This is a genomic window from Paenibacillus albicereus, from assembly GCF_012676905.1.
Taxonomy (GTDB): Bacteria; Bacillota; Bacilli; order Paenibacillales; family Paenibacillaceae; genus Paenibacillus_O; species Paenibacillus_O albicereus.
The window spans coordinates 4,536,569-4,554,770 of record NZ_CP051428.1 but is presented as its reverse complement, the minus strand read 5'-3'; the positions used below and the strand labels follow the sequence as shown (position 1 = coordinate 4,554,770).

The 18,202-nt window shown below is 68.9% G+C and carries 16 protein-coding genes; 12 read left to right on the top strand and 4 right to left on the bottom strand.

The window, feature by feature from the left end; all coding sequences use genetic code 11:
- Positions 1 to 50: 50 nt before the first annotated feature.
- On the bottom strand, positions 51 to 1,310 hold the full coding sequence (locus tag HGI30_RS20435) for a nitrate/nitrite transporter (RefSeq protein WP_168909198.1): 1,260 nt from the start codon (positions 1,308 to 1,310) through the stop codon (positions 51 to 53).
- 409 nt (positions 1,311 to 1,719) lie between these two features.
- On the opposite strand from HGI30_RS20435, the gene HGI30_RS20430 reads away from it, so the two are divergent.
- From HGI30_RS20430 to mobB, 5 genes are all read left to right on the top strand, one after another.
- Positions 1,720 to 3,141, top strand: coding sequence for a molybdopterin molybdotransferase MoeA (locus tag HGI30_RS20430; RefSeq protein WP_168909197.1), 1,422 nt, complete (start codon positions 1,720 to 1,722; stop codon positions 3,139 to 3,141).
- A gap of 67 nt (positions 3,142 to 3,208) precedes the next feature.
- A complete protein-coding gene (locus HGI30_RS20425) occupies positions 3,209 to 5,515 on the top strand; it encodes an FAD-dependent oxidoreductase (protein WP_168909196.1) in 2,307 nt (768 codons plus the stop codon).
- On the top strand, positions 5,512 to 7,632 hold the full coding sequence (locus tag HGI30_RS20420; RefSeq protein WP_235680219.1) for a molybdopterin oxidoreductase family protein: 2,121 nt from the start codon (positions 5,512 to 5,514) through the stop codon (positions 7,630 to 7,632). The genes HGI30_RS20425 and HGI30_RS20420 overlap by 4 nt, the downstream gene beginning before the upstream one ends.
- Entirely contained in the window at positions 7,629 to 8,309 is a 681-nt protein-coding gene (mobA, locus tag HGI30_RS20415; protein ID WP_168909194.1) for a molybdenum cofactor guanylyltransferase, read from the top strand. The genes HGI30_RS20420 and mobA overlap by 4 nt, the downstream gene beginning before the upstream one ends.
- Entirely contained in the window at positions 8,306 to 8,872 is a 567-nt protein-coding gene (gene mobB / locus HGI30_RS20410; RefSeq protein WP_206109959.1) for a molybdopterin-guanine dinucleotide biosynthesis protein B, read from the top strand. The genes mobA and mobB overlap by 4 nt, the downstream gene beginning before the upstream one ends.
- Before the next feature lie 331 nt (positions 8,873 to 9,203).
- On the opposite strand, the gene HGI30_RS20405 is transcribed toward mobB, so the two are convergent.
- Both HGI30_RS20405 and HGI30_RS20400 read right to left on the bottom strand, forming a co-directional pair.
- On the bottom strand, positions 9,204 to 9,620 hold the full coding sequence (locus HGI30_RS20405) for a hypothetical protein (protein ID WP_168909193.1): 417 nt from the start codon (positions 9,618 to 9,620) through the stop codon (positions 9,204 to 9,206).
- A 1,471-nt stretch (positions 9,621 to 11,091) separates the two neighbouring features.
- Positions 11,092 to 11,706, bottom strand: coding sequence for a superoxide dismutase (locus HGI30_RS20400; protein WP_168909192.1), 615 nt, complete (start codon positions 11,704 to 11,706; stop codon positions 11,092 to 11,094).
- A gap of 368 nt (positions 11,707 to 12,074) precedes the next feature.
- Here HGI30_RS20400 and HGI30_RS20395 point away from each other — a divergent pair, with 368 nt between their 5' ends.
- The 7 genes from HGI30_RS20395 to folE all read left to right on the top strand — a co-directional run bounded on the left by HGI30_RS20395 (position 12,075) and on the right by folE (position 16,651).
- Positions 12,075 to 12,497, top strand: coding sequence for a GNAT family N-acetyltransferase (locus HGI30_RS20395; protein WP_168909191.1), 423 nt, complete (start codon positions 12,075 to 12,077; stop codon positions 12,495 to 12,497).
- A gap of 142 nt (positions 12,498 to 12,639) precedes the next feature.
- On the top strand, positions 12,640 to 13,206 hold the full coding sequence (locus tag HGI30_RS20390; RefSeq protein WP_168909190.1) for a DUF402 domain-containing protein: 567 nt from the start codon (positions 12,640 to 12,642) through the stop codon (positions 13,204 to 13,206).
- Positions 13,203 to 13,784 (top strand): signal peptidase I, encoded by a 582-nt coding sequence (lepB, locus tag HGI30_RS20385; protein ID WP_168909189.1) that lies wholly within the window; start codon positions 13,203 to 13,205, stop codon positions 13,782 to 13,784. Before HGI30_RS20390 ends, lepB begins: the two co-directional genes overlap by 4 nt.
- Positions 13,785 to 13,844: 60 nt before the next feature.
- Positions 13,845 to 14,297 carry a ribonuclease HI gene (gene rnhA / locus HGI30_RS20380; RefSeq protein ID WP_168909188.1) on the top strand — a complete coding sequence of 151 codons (453 nt, stop codon included), beginning with the start codon at positions 13,845 to 13,847 and terminating at the stop codon, positions 14,295 to 14,297.
- 87 nt (positions 14,298 to 14,384) lie between these two features.
- On the top strand, positions 14,385 to 15,704 hold the full coding sequence (queG, locus tag HGI30_RS20375; RefSeq protein WP_168909187.1) for a tRNA epoxyqueuosine(34) reductase QueG: 1,320 nt from the start codon (positions 14,385 to 14,387) through the stop codon (positions 15,702 to 15,704).
- Positions 15,705 to 15,757: 53 nt separating this feature from the next.
- On the top strand, positions 15,758 to 16,015 hold the full coding sequence (locus tag HGI30_RS20370) for a YneF family protein (RefSeq protein WP_028598616.1): 258 nt from the start codon (positions 15,758 to 15,760) through the stop codon (positions 16,013 to 16,015).
- A 42-nt stretch (positions 16,016 to 16,057) separates the two neighbouring features.
- Positions 16,058 to 16,651: a GTP cyclohydrolase I FolE gene (gene folE / locus HGI30_RS20365; RefSeq protein ID WP_168909186.1), complete on the top strand. Its 594-nt coding sequence runs from the start codon at positions 16,058 to 16,060 to the stop codon at positions 16,649 to 16,651.
- Between the two features lie 156 nt (positions 16,652 to 16,807).
- On the opposite strand, the gene HGI30_RS20360 is transcribed toward folE, so the two are convergent.
- Complete coding sequence (locus HGI30_RS20360) at positions 16,808 to 17,974, bottom strand: superoxide dismutase (protein ID WP_168909185.1); 1,167 nt, start codon at positions 17,972 to 17,974, stop codon at positions 16,808 to 16,810.
- Between the last annotated feature and the right edge of the window lie 228 nt (positions 17,975 to 18,202).

Genomic DNA, 18,202 nt, shown 5'->3' with positions numbered 1-18,202 from the left:
TCGCCGTGCGGACGGACTAGGGCTGCGGCGGGAAGGCCTTTCGCTCTCCGTCACAGCTCGGACGAGGCGGCCGGGGATGCGGAGGCCGCCGGCGCCGCGGTCGGAGAGGCCTTGCCGCCGCCGCTGCCCATCCAGCCATGCCGCCAGCGCAGCTGCATGACGGCGATGAGCGCCATCGCCGCTGCCGCGACGAGGCTCAGGATGAGGAAGCCGGGCGTGTAGCTGCCGGTGGACTGGTACAGCCGGCCGAGCACGAGCGGCAGCGCGTAGCCGCCGAGGCCGCCGGCCGCGCCGACGATGCCGGTCATGAGGCCCAGCTCCCGACCGAAGCGCTGGGGCACGAGCTGGAACACCGAGCCGTTGCCGGCGCCGAGGCACATCATGCCGACGAACAGAAGCGTCAGCGTGACGGGCAGCGGCGGCAGCGACGAGACGGAGGCGAGCAGCAGCGCCGCGCCGCCGTACAGAATCGTCAGCATGCGGGCGCCGCCGAAGCGGTCGGACAGGTAGCCGCCGATGGGACGGAACAGGCTGCCCCCGATGACGCACAGCGTCGCGAAGTCGGCGGCCCGCACCGGAGCGAGGCCGTATTGGGCGTTGAAGAAGATCGTCAAGTAGTTGGAGAGCCCGACGAAGCCGCCGAACGTGACGGCGTAGAGCGCGCAGAACACCCAGGCGTCGCGCTGCTTCATGATGCCCGCGTATTCCGATGGACGACGCGGAGCGGGGCGGTTCGGGCTGTTGCGCGCGAGCAGCGTGAACAGGACGAGCACGACGGCGATCGGGAGGATGGCGAGGCCAAACACGATTTCCCAGCTGCCGTAATGCGCCGCGAGGCGGTTGGCGAACAGCGTGGCGAAGACGGTGCCGCTGTTGCCGGCGCCGGCGATGCCCATCGCCAGCCCCTGATGCTCCTTGGGGTACCACTGTCCGGCGAGCGGCAGGGCGGCGGCGAACGAGGCGCCGGCGACGCCGAGCAGCAGGGCGACGACGTACAGCTGCCCGAGGCTGTCCACGACCTGCCATCCGAGCACGAGCGGGAGGATCGAGACGAGCATGCCGATCTGTCCGGTCCGCTTAGGACCGATATAATCGGCCAGGAAGCCGAAAACAAGCCTCAGGACCGACCCGCCGAGCACCGGCAGCGCGACCAGGTTGGCCTTCTGCACGGGCGTCATCGGGAAGTCCGCCGCGATGACGACGGCCAGCGGCCCGATCAGCACCCAGATCATGAAGCTGACGTCGAAGTACAGGAATGCGCTCAGCAGCGTCTTTTTGTCTCCGCTTTGCCAGAAGCTTTTTCTCTCCATCGTAGGTCCTCTCCTTTGTCGACCGGCAGCCGCGATCCGGAGCCGAAGCCGCAAAAAGCCGCAATCCGTCCCTGAGAGGGGAGGACTGCGGCATCATTGCCGGCGCATCGGCCCGTACGGCGCTGTACGGTCGTGTTTGACAAGTTCGAGTATAGGGATGCGGCGACTTGTATGTCAATATAGCTGACGTAATTTTATTTTACTGCTAATTGCGTCAGCTATATTGACATCATTTTCCGGGTCGGCTAAGCTGGAACCAAACCTTCCGGCACAAAGGCGTGCCGCTGGACCGAGAGCAACGAAGCCCTCTTCTTCTTCGCGCATGGAGCCTGCGCGGATGGAAGCGGGCTTTTTTTCTTCTTGAGGCGGGAGGCGGCGTCGATCGGGACGGACAGAGGGGGCGGACGAAATGGAGACGGGCGCGGGCGGCAGAGGAAGGGGCGGGCAAAGCGTGGCGGAACCGGGCGCATGGCAGGAGGCGCTCGGGGCAGGCGGGGCGGCGGGCGTGCCGACAGGTCCGGCGGCGGACGCTTCGCCGGAGCTCCTGCACGGGCCGGGAGCGAAGCCGTCGGAGGCGGCCGATCGGCCGGAGCTGCCGTTGAAGCTGGCGGAGGTCGAGGAGGCGGTGCGCCTGCTGGCCGACGAAATCGCTCCGGTCGGCATGGAGGGCGTTCCGCTGGCGGATGCGGGCGGGCGCGTGCTGGGGGAGGCGCTGCTCGCCCGGCAGCCGCTGCCGCCGTTCCGTCGGGCCGCGATGGACGGCTATGCGGTGCGGGAGGCCGACCTGGCGCCGCCGGACAAGGGCGGCGCGGCGCGTCTCTTCGTTGCCGGCGAGCGGCGGCCCGGCCGGACCTGCGGGCTGCAAGAGCCGCAGCCGGGAACGGCGCTGCGCATTTTCACCGGAGCGCGGGTGCCGGAGGGCTACGACCGCGTCGTCATGCAAGAGCGGACGCGGCGGCTGCCCGGCGGCGGCGTGGAGCTGGACCGCCCGCCCGGCTCGCCGACGCATATCGCGGAGATCGGCGAGGACGCGCCGGCGGGAGCCGTGCTGCTGGAGGCGGGAGCCCGTCTGCGGGCGCGGCAGATCGCGCTGCTGGCGGCCGATGGCCGGGATGAGGCGCAGGTCCGTTGCCGGCCGGCCGTGGCGATCGTGCCGGTCGGCGACGAGCTCCGCCGGCCGGGGCAGCCGCTGGGGGGAGCGGGCATCTATGATTCCAACAGCGCGATGCTGGCCGCCCGGGTGCGGGAGCTGGGCGGAATTCCGACGGCGCTGCATCCCGTGCCGGACGATCCGCGCCGCCTGGCCGAGGCGATCCGGGAGGCGGCGCTGCGGGCCGATCTCGTCGTGACGTCCGGCGGCGTGTCGGTCGGCGACTGCGATTATGCGCATGAGGCGGCTCGCTTGGCGGGAGGCCGGATCCGGGTCGACAAGATGAAGATGCGGCCCGGCACGCCGACCTCGGCCTACCGGTTGCCGGACGGGACGCTGCTGGCCGCGCTGTCGGGCAACCCGTCCGCCTGCTTCGCCGGCATGGAGCTGCTCGTCCGCCCGCTGCTGCTGCGGCTTGCCGGACGCGCGGACTGGATGCCTCGCTGGCGCACCGGCCGGCTCGCGGCCTCCTTGTCCAAGCCATGCCCCTATCCCCGGTACATCCGGGCGGCGGTCGGCGAGGCGGAGGACGGCTTGGCGCTGCTGCTGCCGCTTGCCGGAGACCGCTCGGGCAACGTCGCCGCCTTCGCCCGCGCCGAAGCGCTCGCCTGCGTGCCGGCCGGCGGGAAGGGCGCGGCGGAAGGAGAGCAGGTGCGCTGGCTCGCGCTCGACGCGGACTAGCGCGTCCGGGAGGCGCGCGGACAGGTCTCGATTGGAGAGGGAAGGACGAGAAGGAGGGGGAAGGGCCATGGCGGAACGCAAGGAGAGGCTGGTCGTCGCAGGAAACGGCATGGCGGGCTTGAAGCTGCTGGAAGAGCTGGCGAAGGCCGCCCCGGGGCGATATGAGATCACCGTGTACGGCAGCGAGCCGGTGCCGGCCTACAACCGCATCCTGCTGTCCAAGGTGCTGCAGGGAGGCGTGCGGCGGGAGGAGATCGAGCTGAAGGCGCGCAGCTGGTACGAGGAGCAGGGAATCGAGCTGCGCACGGGCGAGGCGGTCGTCGGCTTGGATCCCGGCGCCCGCGGGCTGCGCACGTCCGCCGGCCGGACCGACCGCTATGATCGGCTCGTGCTGGCGACGGGCTCCTCCGCCTTCATCCCGCCGATCCCCGGCGCGGACAAGAAAGGCGTGATCGCCTTCCGCAGCCTGGCGGACGGCGAGGCGATGCTGGAGGCGTCGCGCTCGGGCCGCAGAGCCGCCGTCATCGGCGGAGGACTGCTCGGTCTCGAAGCGGCGAGGGGCTTGCTGCATCTCGGCATGGAGGCGCATGTCGTGCACAACGCCGCATATTTGATGAACCGCCAGCTCGACCGGCAGGCGGCCCGGCTGCTGCAGGCGGAGCTGGAGCGGCAAGGGATGCGGTTCCACCTGGCGCGGGACACGTCGGAGGTGACCGGTATCGGCCGGGCGAGCGGGCTGCGATTTCGCGACGGCAGCCGCCTGCAGGCCGATCTGATCGTGCTCGCCGTCGGCATCCGCCCGAACGTCGAGCTGGCCCGGGCCGCAGGCCTGGCCGTGCGGCGGGCGGTCGAGGTCGACGACCGGATGCGCACGAGCGACCCGTCCATCTACGCGGTCGGCGAGTGCGCGGAGCATCGCGGCATCGCCTACGGCCTCGTCGCGCCGCTGTACGATCAGGCGAAGGTGCTGGCGCGCGAGCTGGCGGGAGCCGGCGGAGAGTCTTATCAAGGCTCCATTCCCTACTCCCAGCTGAAAGTGGCCGGCATCGAGGTGTTCTCGGTCGGCGATGCCGCCGGACATGGCGAGGAGGAGACGGTGCAGCAGGCCTACGACGGCTTGCGCGGCACGTACCGCCGCGTGCTGGCGCGCGACGGGAAGGTGACCGCGGCGGTGCTGTACGGCGACGCTTCGGAGGGTCCTGCGCTGCTGGAGCTGGTGCGGCGCGGCGCGGCGCCGGAGGAGCTGGCCGCATCAAGGGCCTCCGGCAAGGAGGCGGAGGGAGGCGGATTGTCGCTGCGGGAAGCGATGGCGGCCGCCCTGCCGGACGCGGCGACCGTCTGCGAGTGCAACGCCGTCGCCAAATCCGCCATCCTGGAGGCGGTGGCGGGAGGCTGCGGCACGGCGGAAGAGGTGCGGGCCTGCACGGGAGCCTCCGGCTCCTGCGGGGGCTGCCGGCCGGTCGTCGAGGCGCTTGTCCGCTTGGGCGCCGCAGGCGGACCCCAGGCGGGGCTGGGCGGAGCCGCCTCCCCCGCCGCCGGCGCGGCTGCCGGTGGGGCTGCCGGTGGGGCTGCTGGCTCCGAGCCGCCGCCGTCGCTGCCGCTGCCGCTCTGCGGCTGCACCGACTTGTCGGCGGCCGAGCTGCCGGCCGCCGCGGCGAGGCTCGCGGCGGAGAGCGGCGGCGCCGGGCTTTCCCCGCGCGAGCTGCGCCGGCTGCTCGGCTGGCGCGGGGAGGGCGGCTGCGGCGAGTGCCGGACGGCGCTTGCTTTTTATGCGGCGCGGCACGGCGGGGCGGCTTCCTCCCTGGCTTCGGCGCAAGGACTGGGGCCGGACGCCGTCGTCCGTGCCGGACGCTCGGAGCGCCGGGGGATCGGCGAGGAGACGCCTGCGCCGGGCGAGCGCGAGGCGGTGGAGGCGGCCGACCGCATGCAGCGGCGCTGGCGGCGGGTGGCCTGGCCGTCGCCGCTGCGGGCGGCGGTGTCGCCCGGACCGGATGCGCCGGCCGGCGCGCTCGTCGCCGACATCGGGCTCGCGCTGTCGCCGGCGGGCTGGGAGCTCACTGCCGGCGGCAGCGCCGAGGGCGTCGTGCGCGGCGGGCGGCTGCTGGCCGTCGCCGAGACGCTGGAGGAGGCGGCCGAGGCGGCGGACGCCTGCCTGCAGCGGTACCGGGCGGAGGCCAGGTGGGGCGAGCCGCTCTGGCAATGGCTGGAGCGGACCGGCGAGGCCGCGCTGCGCGAGCTGCTGGCCGACGCTTCCTCGCGGCGGGAGCTCGCCGGGGCGCTGCGTGTCGCGGCGGCGGAGAGGAACGGAGCCGACGGCGAGAAGCCCGAGCCGGCGCGGCTCGACCGGAGAAGGGAGAAGGAGGCATGTCCATGACGACGATTCCGCTTGCGGTCCGGGAGCTCGATGCCCAGTGTCCGTATTGCAGCGTGCAGTGCAAGCTGCGGCTGACGCCGGAGCCGATCCCCGGCGGCGAGACGGTTCGCTACCGCGCCCAAGGGGTTCCCAACGCCGCCTCCCAAGGGCGGTCCTGCGTCAAAGGGCTGAACGCGCATCAGCACGCGTTCAGCTCCGAGCGGCTCCTGCAGCCGCTGATCCGCCGGGAGGGGCGGCTCGTGCCTTGCGGCTGGGACGAGGCGCTGGACGCCGTCGCGGGGCTGTGGCGGAGCCGGATCGCGGCCGGAGATCCGGATGCCATCGGCTTTTACGGCGGGGGGTCCCTGACCAACGAGTCGGCCTACTGGCTCGGCAAGTTCGCCCGCATCGGCGTCGGCACGCGGCACATCGACTACAACGGACGCTTCTGCATGTCGGCGGCGGCTTCGGCCGGCGTGCGCGCGTTCGGTCTCGACCGGGGGCTGACGTTCCGCCTGTCCGATATTCCCCTGGCCAAGTGCATCCTGCTGGCCGGCACGAACGTGGCGGAGTGCCAGCCGACGCTGATGCCGTACTTCAATGAGGCCAAGGAGAACGGAGCGTACTTGATCGTGGTCGACCCTCGCCGCACGAAGACGGCCGAGGCCGCCGACCTGCATCTGCAGCTGCGTCCGGGTACCGATGCGCTGCTGGCCGTCCTGCTGCTGCGGCTCGTGCTGGACGAGGGGCTGGAGGACCGCGGCTTCATCGAGTCGCGGACGGAGGGCTTCGAGGAGGCGAGGCGGCAGGCGGAGGCGCTCGATCCCGACGAGGCCGCAGACCGCTGCGGATTGCCGCTTGCGGACGTGCGGCGCGCGGCGCGGGCTTACGCGGGCGCGGAGACGGCGATCCTCTGCACGGCGCGCGGGGTGGAGCAGCAGACGGACGGCCACGAGGCGGTGCGGCAGCTGCTCAACCTCGTGCTGGCGACGGGCCAGATCGGGCGTCCGGGCTGCGGCTACGGAGCGATCACGGGGCAGGGCAACGGCCAGGGCGGCCGCGAGCACGGCCAGAAGGCCGACCAGCTGCCGGGCTACCGCTCGATCGAGGATCCGGCCGACCGGGCGCATGCCGCCGCCGTATGGAACGTTCCGCCGGAGTCGATTCCAGGCAAGGGCGTATCCGCCTTCGACATGATGAGGCTCGTCCACGAAGGCCGCATCCGCTCGCTGCTGGTCATGGGCTCCAATCCCGTCGTGTCCAATCCTCATGCGGGATTCGTCGAGGAGGCGCTGGGCCGGCTGGAGCAGCTCGTCGTGGCGGATCTGTTCCTGACGGAAACGGCGCGGATGGCGCATGTCGTGCTGCCGGTGGCCTCCTACCTGGAGAACGAAGGCACGCTCACCAACCTGGAAGGCCGCGTGCTGCTGAGGGAAGCGTCCATGCCGCCGCCCGGCGAGGCGCGGGCGGACTGGGCGGTGCTGAACGCGCTCGCGGAGCGGCTGGGGCGCAAGGATCGGTTCCGCTGCGGCTCGGCGGAGGCGATCTTCGAGGAGCTGCGCCGCGCGAGCCGCGGCGGAGCCGCCGACTACTCGGGCATCTCCTACCGCCGGCTGCGGAGCGAGGGCGGCGTCTACTGGCCCTGTCCGTCGGAAGAGGAGGACGGGCAGGGACTGCTGTTCGCGGACGGCTTCGCCCGTCCCGGCGGACGGGCGCAGTTCGCTGTCCGGACGGCGGCCGGCACCGGCGCGGTCGACGAGACGGACGGCGGCTACCCGCTGCTGCTGACGAACGGCCGCGTGCTCGCCCACTATTTGACCGGAGCGCAGACGAGACGCAGTCCGGCGCTTGCTTCCCGGGAGCTGGAGAGCTTCCTGGAGCTTCATCCGCGAACGGCGGCCGCGCTCGGGATCGAGGAAGGCGAATGGGTGTCCGTCGTCTCCCGCCAAGGAGAGTTCGCGGCGCGCGGCCGCCTGAACGCCGGCATCCGCGAGGATACGGTTTTCGCGCCGATGCACTGGGGAGGAAGGCAGAACGTCAATCGGGCGACGAGGCCGGAGCTCGATCCGGTCTGCCGCATGCCGGGCTTCAAGACGACGGCGGTGCGCGTGCGGCCGCTGCGGGGAGGCGGAGCATGAGGCAGGAGCAGGCGGGTCGGACGGGGGCGGCGACTGCGGAAATGGAGCTCGGCGGGCCGGCCGCGATGGATGGATTCATCCTCGCCGGCGGCCGCTCCAGCCGCATGGGCAGGGACAAGTACGCCCTGCTCCTGGAAGGGCGCACGCTGCTCTCGCGCATCGCGGAGCGGATGGCCCCGGCCTGCGGCTCCGTGCGTGCGGTCGTCGCCTCTCCCGGGCAGGCGGAGCGGGTGCGCGCCGCCGCGCCGGAGCTCGCGGCGCCGGTGCTGGAGCCGCATGCGGGCGAGGGGCCGCTGGCCGGCGTGCACGGCGCGCTGCTTGCCGCCGAGGCGCCGCTGGTCTGGCTGGTCGCCTGCGACATGCCGTTCGTCTCGTCAGCGGCCGCCGGGCGGCTCGCGGCGGCGCTGGAGCGCTGCGGCTCCGCCGGCTGCGCGGCGCCTCGGATCGACGGCCGGCTGCAGCCGCTCCATGCGGTATACCGGCGGGACGCGTCGCTGGCGGCGGCGGATCGGCTGCTGCACAGCGGGGAGCGGCGCCTGTCGGCGCTGCTGGAGGAGCTCGTCCCCATCGCGATTGAAATCACCGGCCGGGCGGCGCCGATGCCGATCGGCTTCAACATGAATACCCCGGCGGACTACGAGGCCGGCATCCGGCTGGCGGAAGGAGGCGGCGAATGACCGCGATCATGCAGCTTGTAGGCAGCAAGAACGCCGGCAAGACGACGCTGCTGTGCCGGCTGACGGAGGAGCTGGCCGGCCGGGGACTGTCGGTCGCGACGATCAAGCACGACGGCCATGAGCTCGAGGACGAGCGTCCGGGCTGCGACACGCGGCGGCACCGGGAGTCGGGAGCCGTCTGGTCGGCGGTCAGCTCGGCTTCGCGAGCTATCCTTGTGGAGGAGCGGGGCCTTTCGCTGCCGGAGCTGATCCGGCTCGCTCCGCCGGTCGACGTCCTGCTCGTCGAAGGATTCAAGCGGGAGCCGCTGCCCAAGCTGCTGGTCGCCCGCTCGCTCGCCGATCTGGAGCTGCTTCCGCAGCTGGCCGCGGTGGCCGGCATCGCGCTGCGGGCGGAGCTGCATGCCCGCAGCGGCAGCCTTGGCTTGCCGGACGGGATTCCGGTGCTCGGCGTCGACGAGGCGGAGGCGCTCGCGGACCTCTCGCTGGCGGCCGGAGCTCGGGCGGGCTTCGGCTGTGGGGCTCCAGGTTCGCGAGGGCACCGGGCCGGCCGATCGGAGGGCTGATCGATCTGTAGAGCGGAGGCCGCCGCGATGGCCGACGCGGAGACCGGCAATCGGAGAGCGGTGGCCGATGCGTAGACCGGCGATTGGAGAGCGGTGGCCGAAATGGAGACCGGTGCGTAGACCGGCGTTCGGAGATCGGTGGCCGACGCGAAGACCGGCGCTCGGAGAGCGGAGAATTCCGGCACAGGGAAGATGTATCGCGGCGGAGCCGAGGCGTCGTCGCAGGAATGAACGGCCAAATAGGCTCTTCCGGATCATCCGCAAAGGGCGGCAATCCGGAAGAGCCTTGGCGTGCTGGCGCGGTGATGATGCCGAAGCGCGGTCCGGCCGCCTAGCTCGGGCCGATGACGATCAGCTCGATGCCGATCACGTCGCGGCGGTGGACGGGGAAGCTCAGCAGGGAGTGGGGAATCTGCCGCCCGTTCAGCCGGAGCACGTACTGGACGCCGCCGCCGATCCGTACGTCGTCGGTCGTGTCGTTGCGGACGCCGCCGACGGCCTTCACGCCGCTCGTCGTCGCCTGGACGACGCCCGTGTAGTCGAGCGCCTGGGCGATGTTCATGCCTTCATAGAACGGAATCTGGTAGTCTTCCGTCACGTAAGGGAACGACTCTCCGCCGTCGATCCGTACCGTCACCGGGGCGGGAGCGTTCGGCGTTACCGTGGGTCCGGGCGGAACCGAGCCGATCGGCGCCATGGCGGAGATCGTCGCCGTCTCCGGCGTCGGACTGGCCGCCGATGCAGGCACCGCCGGACCGGCAGCTCCGAACGGGAACGGCCCCGGACCCGGCGGAAACGGCCCCGGACCAGGCGGCCAAGGCCCCGGCCCCGGCGGGAACGGCCCCGGCCCGGGCGGCCAAGGTCCCGGCCCCGGCGGGAATGGCCCCGGCCCGGGCGGCCAAGGCCCCGGTCCCGGCGGGAACGGCCCCGGCCCGGGCGGCCAAGGTCCCGGCCCCGGCGGGAATGGCCCCGGCCCGGGCGGCCAAGGCCCCGGTCCCGGCGGGAACGGCCCCGGCCCGGGCGGCCAAGGTCCCGGCCCCGGCGGGAACGGCCCCGGCCCGGGCGGCCAAGGCCCCGGTCCCGGCGGGAACGGCCCCGGCCCGGGCGGCCAAGGCCCCGGACCCGGCGGCCAAGGCCCCGGCCCGGGTGGCCAAGGCCCCGGCCCCGGCGGGAACGGCCCCGGCCCGGGCGGCCAAGGCCCTGGTCCCGGCGGGAACGGCCCCGGCCCGGGTGGCCAAGGCCCCGGCCCCGGCGGCCAAGGCCCCGGCCCGGGTGGCCAAGGCCCCGGCCCCGGCGGGAACGGCCCCGGCCCGGGCGGCCAAGGCCCCGGTCCCGGCGGAAACGACCCCGGACCGGGCCCGGGGAAGCCGCCGCCATGCCCTAGCGGAGGGAACAGGCCCCCGCCTAACGGCGGAAAGAGCGTCGGCGGTGCCGGGGGAATGGGCGGCGGCGCAGGCTGGAATGCGCGAGGACTGCCGCATCCGCAGTCTCCCCCCGCCTGGACATAGCGATAGGCGCTGTCGGGGGCGTAATACAGGTAAGGTTGTGACATACCGGTCGAAAGGCTCCTTTCGGTCTCGCGCATGGCTTCGACAAAACGCAGGATGTCTTAGCCTATGCGGCTGGAGCCTATCCACTTGACCGGGCGAGGGATTTTTTCCAGATTTTCGAGCGGAGCAAGCTTAACGAAACTCACGAACGCTATGTAGTCGAAAAACATAGGTTGCGAGCTCGTAACGAAACTCAGAAGCTTTATTTGAACAAAAGGGGAGCTTTTCGCCGCTTTTCAAGCAGATTAACGCCTCTGAGTATCGTTAGAATTTATGAAGCGGCTTTTTTGGCGAAATAACGCTTCTGAGTATCGTTAGATACAAGGGAGAGAAATCCGGCCTTGAATGCATAGCTGATGCAAAGAACCAGCCGGAATCTCGGAGAGGCACTGATGGGCTGGTTCAACTGGCCGATCCGCCGACCCCTGGCCCCGCCGCGCCTCCGCCTCCTAGCCACGCCCCTCGCGGCCCCGCCGCGCCTCCGCCTCCTAGCCACGCCCCTCGCGGCCCGCCGTGCCTCCGCCTCCTCGCCACGCCCCTCGCGCCCGCCCGCCGCGCCGCCTGCCGCGCCGCCTGCCGCCGGCCCCTGGCCTTGCCCCGCGCCTGAACACGCAAAAAAGCCTGTCCGCAGCATATGCTGCGGACAGGCTCGGCAGATCGGGCGAAGGCTTACTTCGCGGCTGCTTCGTAGCGCTTGCCGACTTCGTCCCAGTTCACGACGTTCCAGAACGCCTTGATGTAGTCGGGACGTTTGTTCTGATACTTGAGGTAGTAGGCGTGCTCCCACACGTCCAGGCCGAGCAGAGGCGTTTCGCCTTCCATGATCGGGCTGTCCTGGTTCGGGAGGCTGTACACTTTGAGCTTGCCGGCTTTGTCGGCGGCGAGGAAAGCCCAGCCGCTGCCGAAGCGCGTCGTAGCCGCCTTGGCGAAATCTTCTTGGAACTTGGCGAAGCCGCCCAGCTCGCTCTCGATCGCCTCAGCCAGCTTGCCCGTAGGAGCGCCGCCGGCGTTCGGGCCGATCGTCGTCCAGAACAGGCTGTGGTTGGCATGTCCGCCGCCGTTGTTGCGGACGGCCGTGCGGATGGATTCCGGCACGCTGTTCAGGTCGGCGATCAGGTCCTCGAGGGACTTGGAGGCCAGCTCGGGAGCGGACTCGAGAGCGGCGTTGAGGTTCGTCACGTACGTGTTGTGGTGGCGATCGTGGTGGATCTCCATCGTCTGAGCGTCGATATGCGGTTCCAGAGCGTCGTTCGCATACGGAAGTGCTGGAAGTTCATGGGCCATGATCAAAAAACCTCCTTAAAAGATATGTAGCGATTCCAGATTATTATCCCTCAAGCCCCTGAATAAATCAACATTTTTCTTTCAAAAGTCCAGGGGCGGCGGAGCGGCTTCTCCGCATGGAAGAGGATCGGTCCGGCATGCCGGCCGACACTAGAATGCCACGAAAACGATCCATTATTCTTACCCGTACGTTATAAAGTTCAAACGATCGAGTAAGCGTTACCAATAAAGCGCTTTCAACGAATTGTAAGCGCAATGTTAAAATTAATGCGGTTTTTTGGACAAAAAACCTAGCTTTCCTTTACTTTTGTCGTATAATCAAACTTAGCTTTTACCAATGACATTGAATGTAAGGGAGCTAAGCATTCATGCATGTTCGTTCTTTCCAGCTCGCCGACTACCACGGCGCGACCTCCTTGCTGCAATCGGTCCTGTGCGAAGAGTGCTACGAGGAAACGAAGGAAGCTCTCACCAGGCAGCTGTCCTGGGACAGCGATCTCGTGCTCGTCGCATCGGATGGAGATCAAGTCGCCGGCATCATCATCGGCACGATCGACAACAACCGAGGGTACTACTACCGTGTCGCGGTCCATGCGGACTTCCGCGGACGCGGCATCGCCAAGGGCCTCATCTCCCGGCTGCGCGCCCGCTTCGAGCAGCGCAACGTCTCCAAGATTCTCGTCACGGCGGACAAGCATAACGAACCCGTACTTACGCTCTACAGCTCGCTCGGCTTCGAGCCGAACGACTTCTATCATTCGTTCCAGAAGCTCAGCATCGTGGCGGGCTAGGACGAGCCCTGGCCGGATCTTCTCCGGACAGCGGCTCGCCGGCCGAGCCGCCCTTACCTTGAAGCATGTCCGGCGTCCATTGATTTTGGCGCCTGGATATGCTTTTCTTATTATGATGAAGGTTAAGTCAGGGAGTGCGTAAGTGGACACGTATCGGCGCTGTTATATCAAGAGCTTCAAGCACGACGGCCATCTCCATCGCCAATGGCAGAAGAACTGGCTCGTCCCCGAGCGCTTGCTGCTGCCGCAGCAGGCCGAGGAGAACATGATCGTGCTCATCAACAACCAGACTCCGATCACGGAGGCGGACGGCTCGGTATGGGTCAGCCGCGTGCCGGCCGTATCCTTTTTCCTGCCTGGCAAATGGTACAACGTCGTCGCGATGATGGAGGACTTCGGCATCCGGTACTACTGCAATCTGGCGTCGCCGCCTTATTTGTCGGGCGACGTGCTGACGTACATCGACTACGACCTCGATGTCATCCGCACCGCGGGCGGCGATCTGGCGGTCGTCGACCGCGACGAGTACGAGCGCCACAAGGCGGATTACCGCTATCCGCCGATCATCGATGCCAAGGTCGGCCAGGGCCTGCGCGAGGTGACGCAGCGGATCCGCGGCGGGAAGCCGCCGTTCGAGGATGAGATCGTGCTGCAGTATTACGAGGCTTGGACCCGTCGTCCGGGCCGCGAGGAGGAGGGGCCGGCATGATGACGGAGCCTGCCGCGGCCGAGCGCCCGCTCGAGCCGGAGCGTCGCCGCGCCGCGCGGCGGCGCGAGCGGTCCGCGCTGCTGCGGACGGCCGTCGTCGTAGCGGCCGTCGTGCTGTTCCTGAACCGGTTCGTGCTCAACCTGTCGATCGTCGAGGGGGACTCGATGAGGCCGACGCTCCATCCCGGCGATTGGCTCCTCGTCAGCCGGCTCGCCGGCGACGCGCTGCCGATCCGGCTGAACGACGTCGTCATCCTGCAGGACCCGCGTCCGGAGGACGGGAGTCCGGGGTACCTCGTCAAGCGCGTCGTCGGGCTGCCTGGCGACCTGGTGGAGCTGCGCGAGGGCAAGCTGCTGCGCAACGGGCTTCCGGTGGCGGAGCTGTACGCGGATCCGGTGCCGGCGCTGGAGAATTTCCAGCCGGTGCAGGTGGAGCCCGGGCATTACTTCGTCCTGGGCGACAACCGGCAGTGGAGGGCGAGCCGCGACAGCCGCACGTTCGGCGCGGTCGACGAGAGCGACATCACAGGCCGGGCCGAGCTGCTGCTCTGGCCGTTCGTCCATGCGGGACGCCTGTAGGCGCCGGGCGACCGGAGCGAGTCCGCCGTCCGCCGATCGCGGCGGGGAAGGAGCGATAGCATGAAGGAAGTGACCGTATACACCGACGGGGCGTGCTCCGGCAATCCGGGTCCCGGAGGCTGGGCGGCCGTCTTGTTCTATGGCGACAAGCGCAAGGAGATCTCCGGCGCGGAGCCGCATACGACCAACAACCGCATGGAGATTCAGGCGGTCATCGAGGCGCTGGCGCTGCTCAAGGTGCCGTGCCGCGTCAAGGTGCACAGCGACTCGGCGTATGTCGTCAACTGCTTCCAGAACAACTGGATCCGCGGCTGGCTGCGCAACGGCTGGAAGAACAGCAAGGGCCAGCCGGTCGAGAACAAGGAGCTGTGGCAGCGCCTGTGGGACCTGATGGGCACTCATGAGGTGTCCTATGTGAAGGTCAAAGGACATAGCGACAACGAATGGAACAACCGCTGCGACGAGCTGGCCGTAGGCGCCATCAAGGCGATGAGGGCTGGCGGCAAGGGCTAGAGGAGCGGGGGCCGCGCGGCTGCGCGGCCCTGTCTTTATTCTGGGACGGGCCTAATCGGGACAAGCTGGGGAGAGGAGGAGAGGACGATGGCGCAAAGGCGGAACAAGCCGGAGGCCGGCTTCTGGGAACGGCTCAAGGCCGAGATGAAGGAAGCCGCCTATGACCTCGGCATCGACGATATCGGCGTGGCTTCGCCCGAGCCGTTCACCGCGCTCAAGGGACGGCTCATCCGCCACCGGGAGCTGGGCTACGAGTCCGGCTTCGAGCCGAAGGACATCGAGCGCCGCTCCGATCCGTCGCTCCTCTTCGACGAGCCGCTGTCGATCATCGCGATCGCAGTCGCCTACCCGTCCAAGCTGCAGGACCCGCCCAAGTCGGAGCCCGGCGCGCGGCGCGGCATCCTGTCCCGTTCGTCCTGGGGCGAGGACTACCACACCGTGCTGCGCGACCGGCTGGCGCGGCTGGAAGCCTGGCTGCGGGAGCGCGTGCCGGAGCTGCGGGCGGAATCGATGGTGGATACCGGCGAGCTGAGCGACCGCGCGGTGGCCGAGCGGGCGGGCATCGGCTGGAGCGGCAAGAACAGCTTCATCCTGAACCGCAAGCACGGCACCTACATCTTCTTGGCCGAAATGATCACCAACCTGCCGCTGGAGCCCGACGAGCCGGTCGAGGACGGCTGCGGCAGCTGCACGAAGTGCATCGACGCCTGCCCGACGGGCGCGCTTGTGGGCCCCGGACAGCTCAACGCGCAGCGCTGCGTCTCCTATCTGACACAGACCAAGGAGATGGTGTCGGACGAGCTGATGCGCAAGATCGGCAACCGGCTGTACGGCTGCGACACCTGCCAGATCGTCTGCCCCGTCAACCGGGGCGTCAACGTGACGCGGCATCCGGAGTTCCGGCCCGATCCCGAGCTGGTGAAGCCGCTGCTGGAGCCGCTGCTCGAAATGAGCAATCGGGAGTACAAGGAGCGGTACGGCCGCAACGCCTCGTCGTGGCGGGGCAAGAAGCCGATCCAGCGCAACGCCGTCATCGCCCTCGGCAACTTCAAAGAGAAGTCGGCGGTGCCTGCGCTTATCCGCGTGCTGCGAGACGATCCGAGGCCGGTGCTGCGCGGCACGGCCGCCTGGTCGCTCGGGCGGATCGGCGGCCCGGAGGCCGAGGCCGCGCTCGCGGAGGCGGCGGAGCGGGAGACGGATGAGGAGGCCCGCTCCTGGGCGGAGCGTTCGCTCGCCTCGCTGCGGGAGGGGGCGGCGGACGGAGCGGCTTTGTCGCAGGCGGAGGCCATCCCGGAGGCGAGCGGAGAGACGGGACGCCCGGCGGCGCAACGCCCGGACGAGGCGCCTGCGGAGCTCGGACCGATGCCGGCTGGAGGCGCTTTTGAAATTGCGCCGCCCCCCCGTTAATGCTAAGATGGAAGAGCTCTATTGACCTTGGATAAAGGACAGGTGAACCGCGCGTGGAATGGTACAATATCGTCATCCCGATCGTCACGCTGATCGTCGGCTTGGTGGGCGGCTTCTTCATCGGCGTGTTCTATCTCCGCAAGCAGATGGAGAAGATGCAGTCCGATCCGGAGATGCTTCAAAAGATGGCCAAGCAGATGGGCTATAACCTCAACAACAAGCAGATGCAGAAGGCTCAGCAGATGATGAAGGGCCAGCAAGGCGGACAGCAAAAATTCATCCCGAACCAGCGTGGCGGCAAGCGCAGATAACGCGGCAGCCGCCCGCTCCTAAAGGAAGCCAGGGAGGCCGCGATGGCAGGTTTGAAAGATTACTCCAACTCAATGGTCGCGCGCAACCGCGAGCAGATCGAATACCATCTCCGCGAGATCCTCAAGCTGGTGGGCGAGGACGTCGAGCGCGAAGGGCTGCTGGACACGCCTGCCCGCGTCACCCGCATGTACGAGGAGATCTTCGCCGGATATGAGGTCAATCCCGCCGACGTGCTCGGCGTGACGTTCGACGAGAACCACGAGGAGCTCGTCATCGTCAAGGATATCGTATACTACAGCCAGTGCGAGCATCATATGGCGCCGTTCTTCGGCAAGGTCCATATCGGCTACCTGCCGAACGGCCATATTCTCGGACTGAGCAAGATGGCCCGCCTCGTCGAGGCGGTCACCCGCAAGCTGCAGGTGCAGGAGCGGATCACGTCGCAGATCGCCGACATCCTCGACGAGGCGCTGTCGCCGCAGGGCGTCATGGTCGTCGTCGAGGGCGAGCATCTGTGCATGTGCTCCCGCGGCGTCAAGAAGCCGGGCAGCAAGACGATCACCTCCGGCGTCCGCGGCGAGTTCCGCTCGAACAGCGCGCTGCGCGCGGAGTTCCTCTCGCTGCTCAAGCAGTAGCGGTTGTACGCATGGGCAAAAGCCCGTCAGCCTGATGTCCAGGCTGGCGGGCTTTTGCTTTTTGCGGGAACCCCGCGCCGGCTCCGCTTCCGGATGTCCGGGACGAGAGGCGCAGAGCGGCTTTCGCCACCGGAACGAGGAATCCGGAGCAGCCCGTCAGTAAGGCTCCCAGGCCAGCGTCCGCGCTTTTTCGAACCGCTCGCTCACATAAGGCCAGTTGACGACGTTCCACCAGTCCTTGATGTAGTCGGGCCGCTTGTTCTGATGCTTGAGGTAGTAAGCATGCTCCCACACGTCGATCGGCAGCAGCGGAATCGCGTCCCACTGCGACAGGTTCTGATGCTTCTCCGCCTGCAGGATCTCAAGCCTGCGGCTGCGCGGGCTGTAGACGAGGATCGTCCAGCCGCCGCCCTCGACCTTGGCCGCCGCTTCGGAGAACTGCTTCTTGAACGCATCGAAGCTGCCGAAGCTGCGGTCGATCTCGTCGGCCAGGGCGCCGACGGGCTTGCCGCCGCCTTGCGGCGACATGGCCGGCCAGAACAGCGTGTGCAGGTAATGCCCGGCGCCGTTGAACGCCAGCTCCCGCTCCCAATGCTTCACGAGGGCGAAGTCGCCGCTCTTGCGCGCCGCCTGCAGCTCCTTTTCGGCCTTGTTGAGGTCGTCCACGTACGTCTGATGATGCTTGTCGTGATGGATGCGCATCGTCGCCTCGTCGATGTACGGCTCCAGCGCGTTGTACGCATAGGGCAAAGGAGGCAGCTTATGGCCGCCGATCGGCACCTGCGGCATCGCGCCGCCATCATGGCCGGTGCGGGGAGGCGCTTCCGCGCGGGCGGGCGGCTCCGATGTCGAAGCGGCCGGCTCGCCCGCACCGCCCTTTCGCGGCTCGAAAGGCTCCGGCTCCGCCGCCTCGACGCCTTGGCGGAGCGCCTCGGCGCGCGCGAGGCAGGCGGTGGAGCTTCGCAGCGCCTCGTGTACGGCCGAGCGCGCCTGCGGCTCGCGGCCGAGCGCGGGGCTGGCCGCGAGCAGCTGCAGCAGCTGCTGGACGAGCACGCCGCTTTGGGCGGCGGCGGCCTCCAGCAGCTCGGCCGGCTCTCCGGCGACTCCGGCCCCTTGCGTCTGCGAGCGCGCCTCCAGCAGCCGGTCCGCTTCCGCAGCCGTGCGCTCCAGCAGCGGCTGCCATTGCTGCAGCACGCCGGCATAGGCCGGCTCCAGCTCGGCGGCCAGCAGGATCTGCTCCAGCCGGTCCGCCTCTTCCTGCTTCCATTGCTTGATTTCCTTCAGCAGCCTCGGCTGCGCGAGATCGGATGGCGCTTGGGTCATGGGGAAACCCTCCTTTTGGTGGTCGGACCGGGGGGCCGCGCGTCGATCGCGGCTGCTGGCGGACGCATGGCTCTCGCTTAGGTGTATTCGGCATGCTGCCCCCGATATGAGCGCTTTAGAAAAAAAGGAATCGCGGACGACGACCCTTATTAAAGCTATCGCGGGGACATGACCGACGGCTCCACTTGTTTATATTTATTTTAAGAGTAATTGCAATCCAATGATGTT

Coding starts and splice junctions, on each gene's coding strand:
- HGI30_RS20435 (WP_168909198.1), bottom strand. CDS start 1,310: ATGGAGAGAAAAAGCTTCTGGCAAAGCGGAGACAAAAAGACGCTGCTG.
- HGI30_RS20425 (WP_168909196.1), top strand. CDS start 3,209: ATGGCGGAACGCAAGGAGAGGCTGGTCGTCGCAGGAAACGGCATGGCG.
- rnhA (WP_168909188.1), top strand. CDS start 13,845: ATGAAGGAAGTGACCGTATACACCGACGGGGCGTGCTCCGGCAATCCG.
- lepB (WP_168909189.1), top strand. CDS start 13,203: ATGATGACGGAGCCTGCCGCGGCCGAGCGCCCGCTCGAGCCGGAGCGT.
- HGI30_RS20400 (WP_168909192.1), bottom strand. CDS start 11,706: ATGGCCCATGAACTTCCAGCACTTCCGTATGCGAACGACGCTCTGGAA.
- HGI30_RS20395 (WP_168909191.1), top strand. CDS start 12,075: ATGCATGTTCGTTCTTTCCAGCTCGCCGACTACCACGGCGCGACCTCC.
- queG (WP_168909187.1), top strand. CDS start 14,385: ATGGCGCAAAGGCGGAACAAGCCGGAGGCCGGCTTCTGGGAACGGCTC.
- HGI30_RS20420 (WP_235680219.1), top strand. CDS start 5,512: ATGACGACGATTCCGCTTGCGGTCCGGGAGCTCGATGCCCAGTGTCCG.
- folE (WP_168909186.1), top strand. CDS start 16,058: ATGGCAGGTTTGAAAGATTACTCCAACTCAATGGTCGCGCGCAACCGC.
- HGI30_RS20360 (WP_168909185.1), bottom strand. CDS start 17,974: ATGACCCAAGCGCCATCCGATCTCGCGCAGCCGAGGCTGCTGAAGGAA.
- mobB (WP_206109959.1), top strand. CDS start 8,306: ATGACCGCGATCATGCAGCTTGTAGGCAGCAAGAACGCCGGCAAGACG.
- HGI30_RS20430 (WP_168909197.1), top strand. CDS start 1,720: ATGGAGACGGGCGCGGGCGGCAGAGGAAGGGGCGGGCAAAGCGTGGCG.
- mobA (WP_168909194.1), top strand. CDS start 7,629: ATGAGGCAGGAGCAGGCGGGTCGGACGGGGGCGGCGACTGCGGAAATG.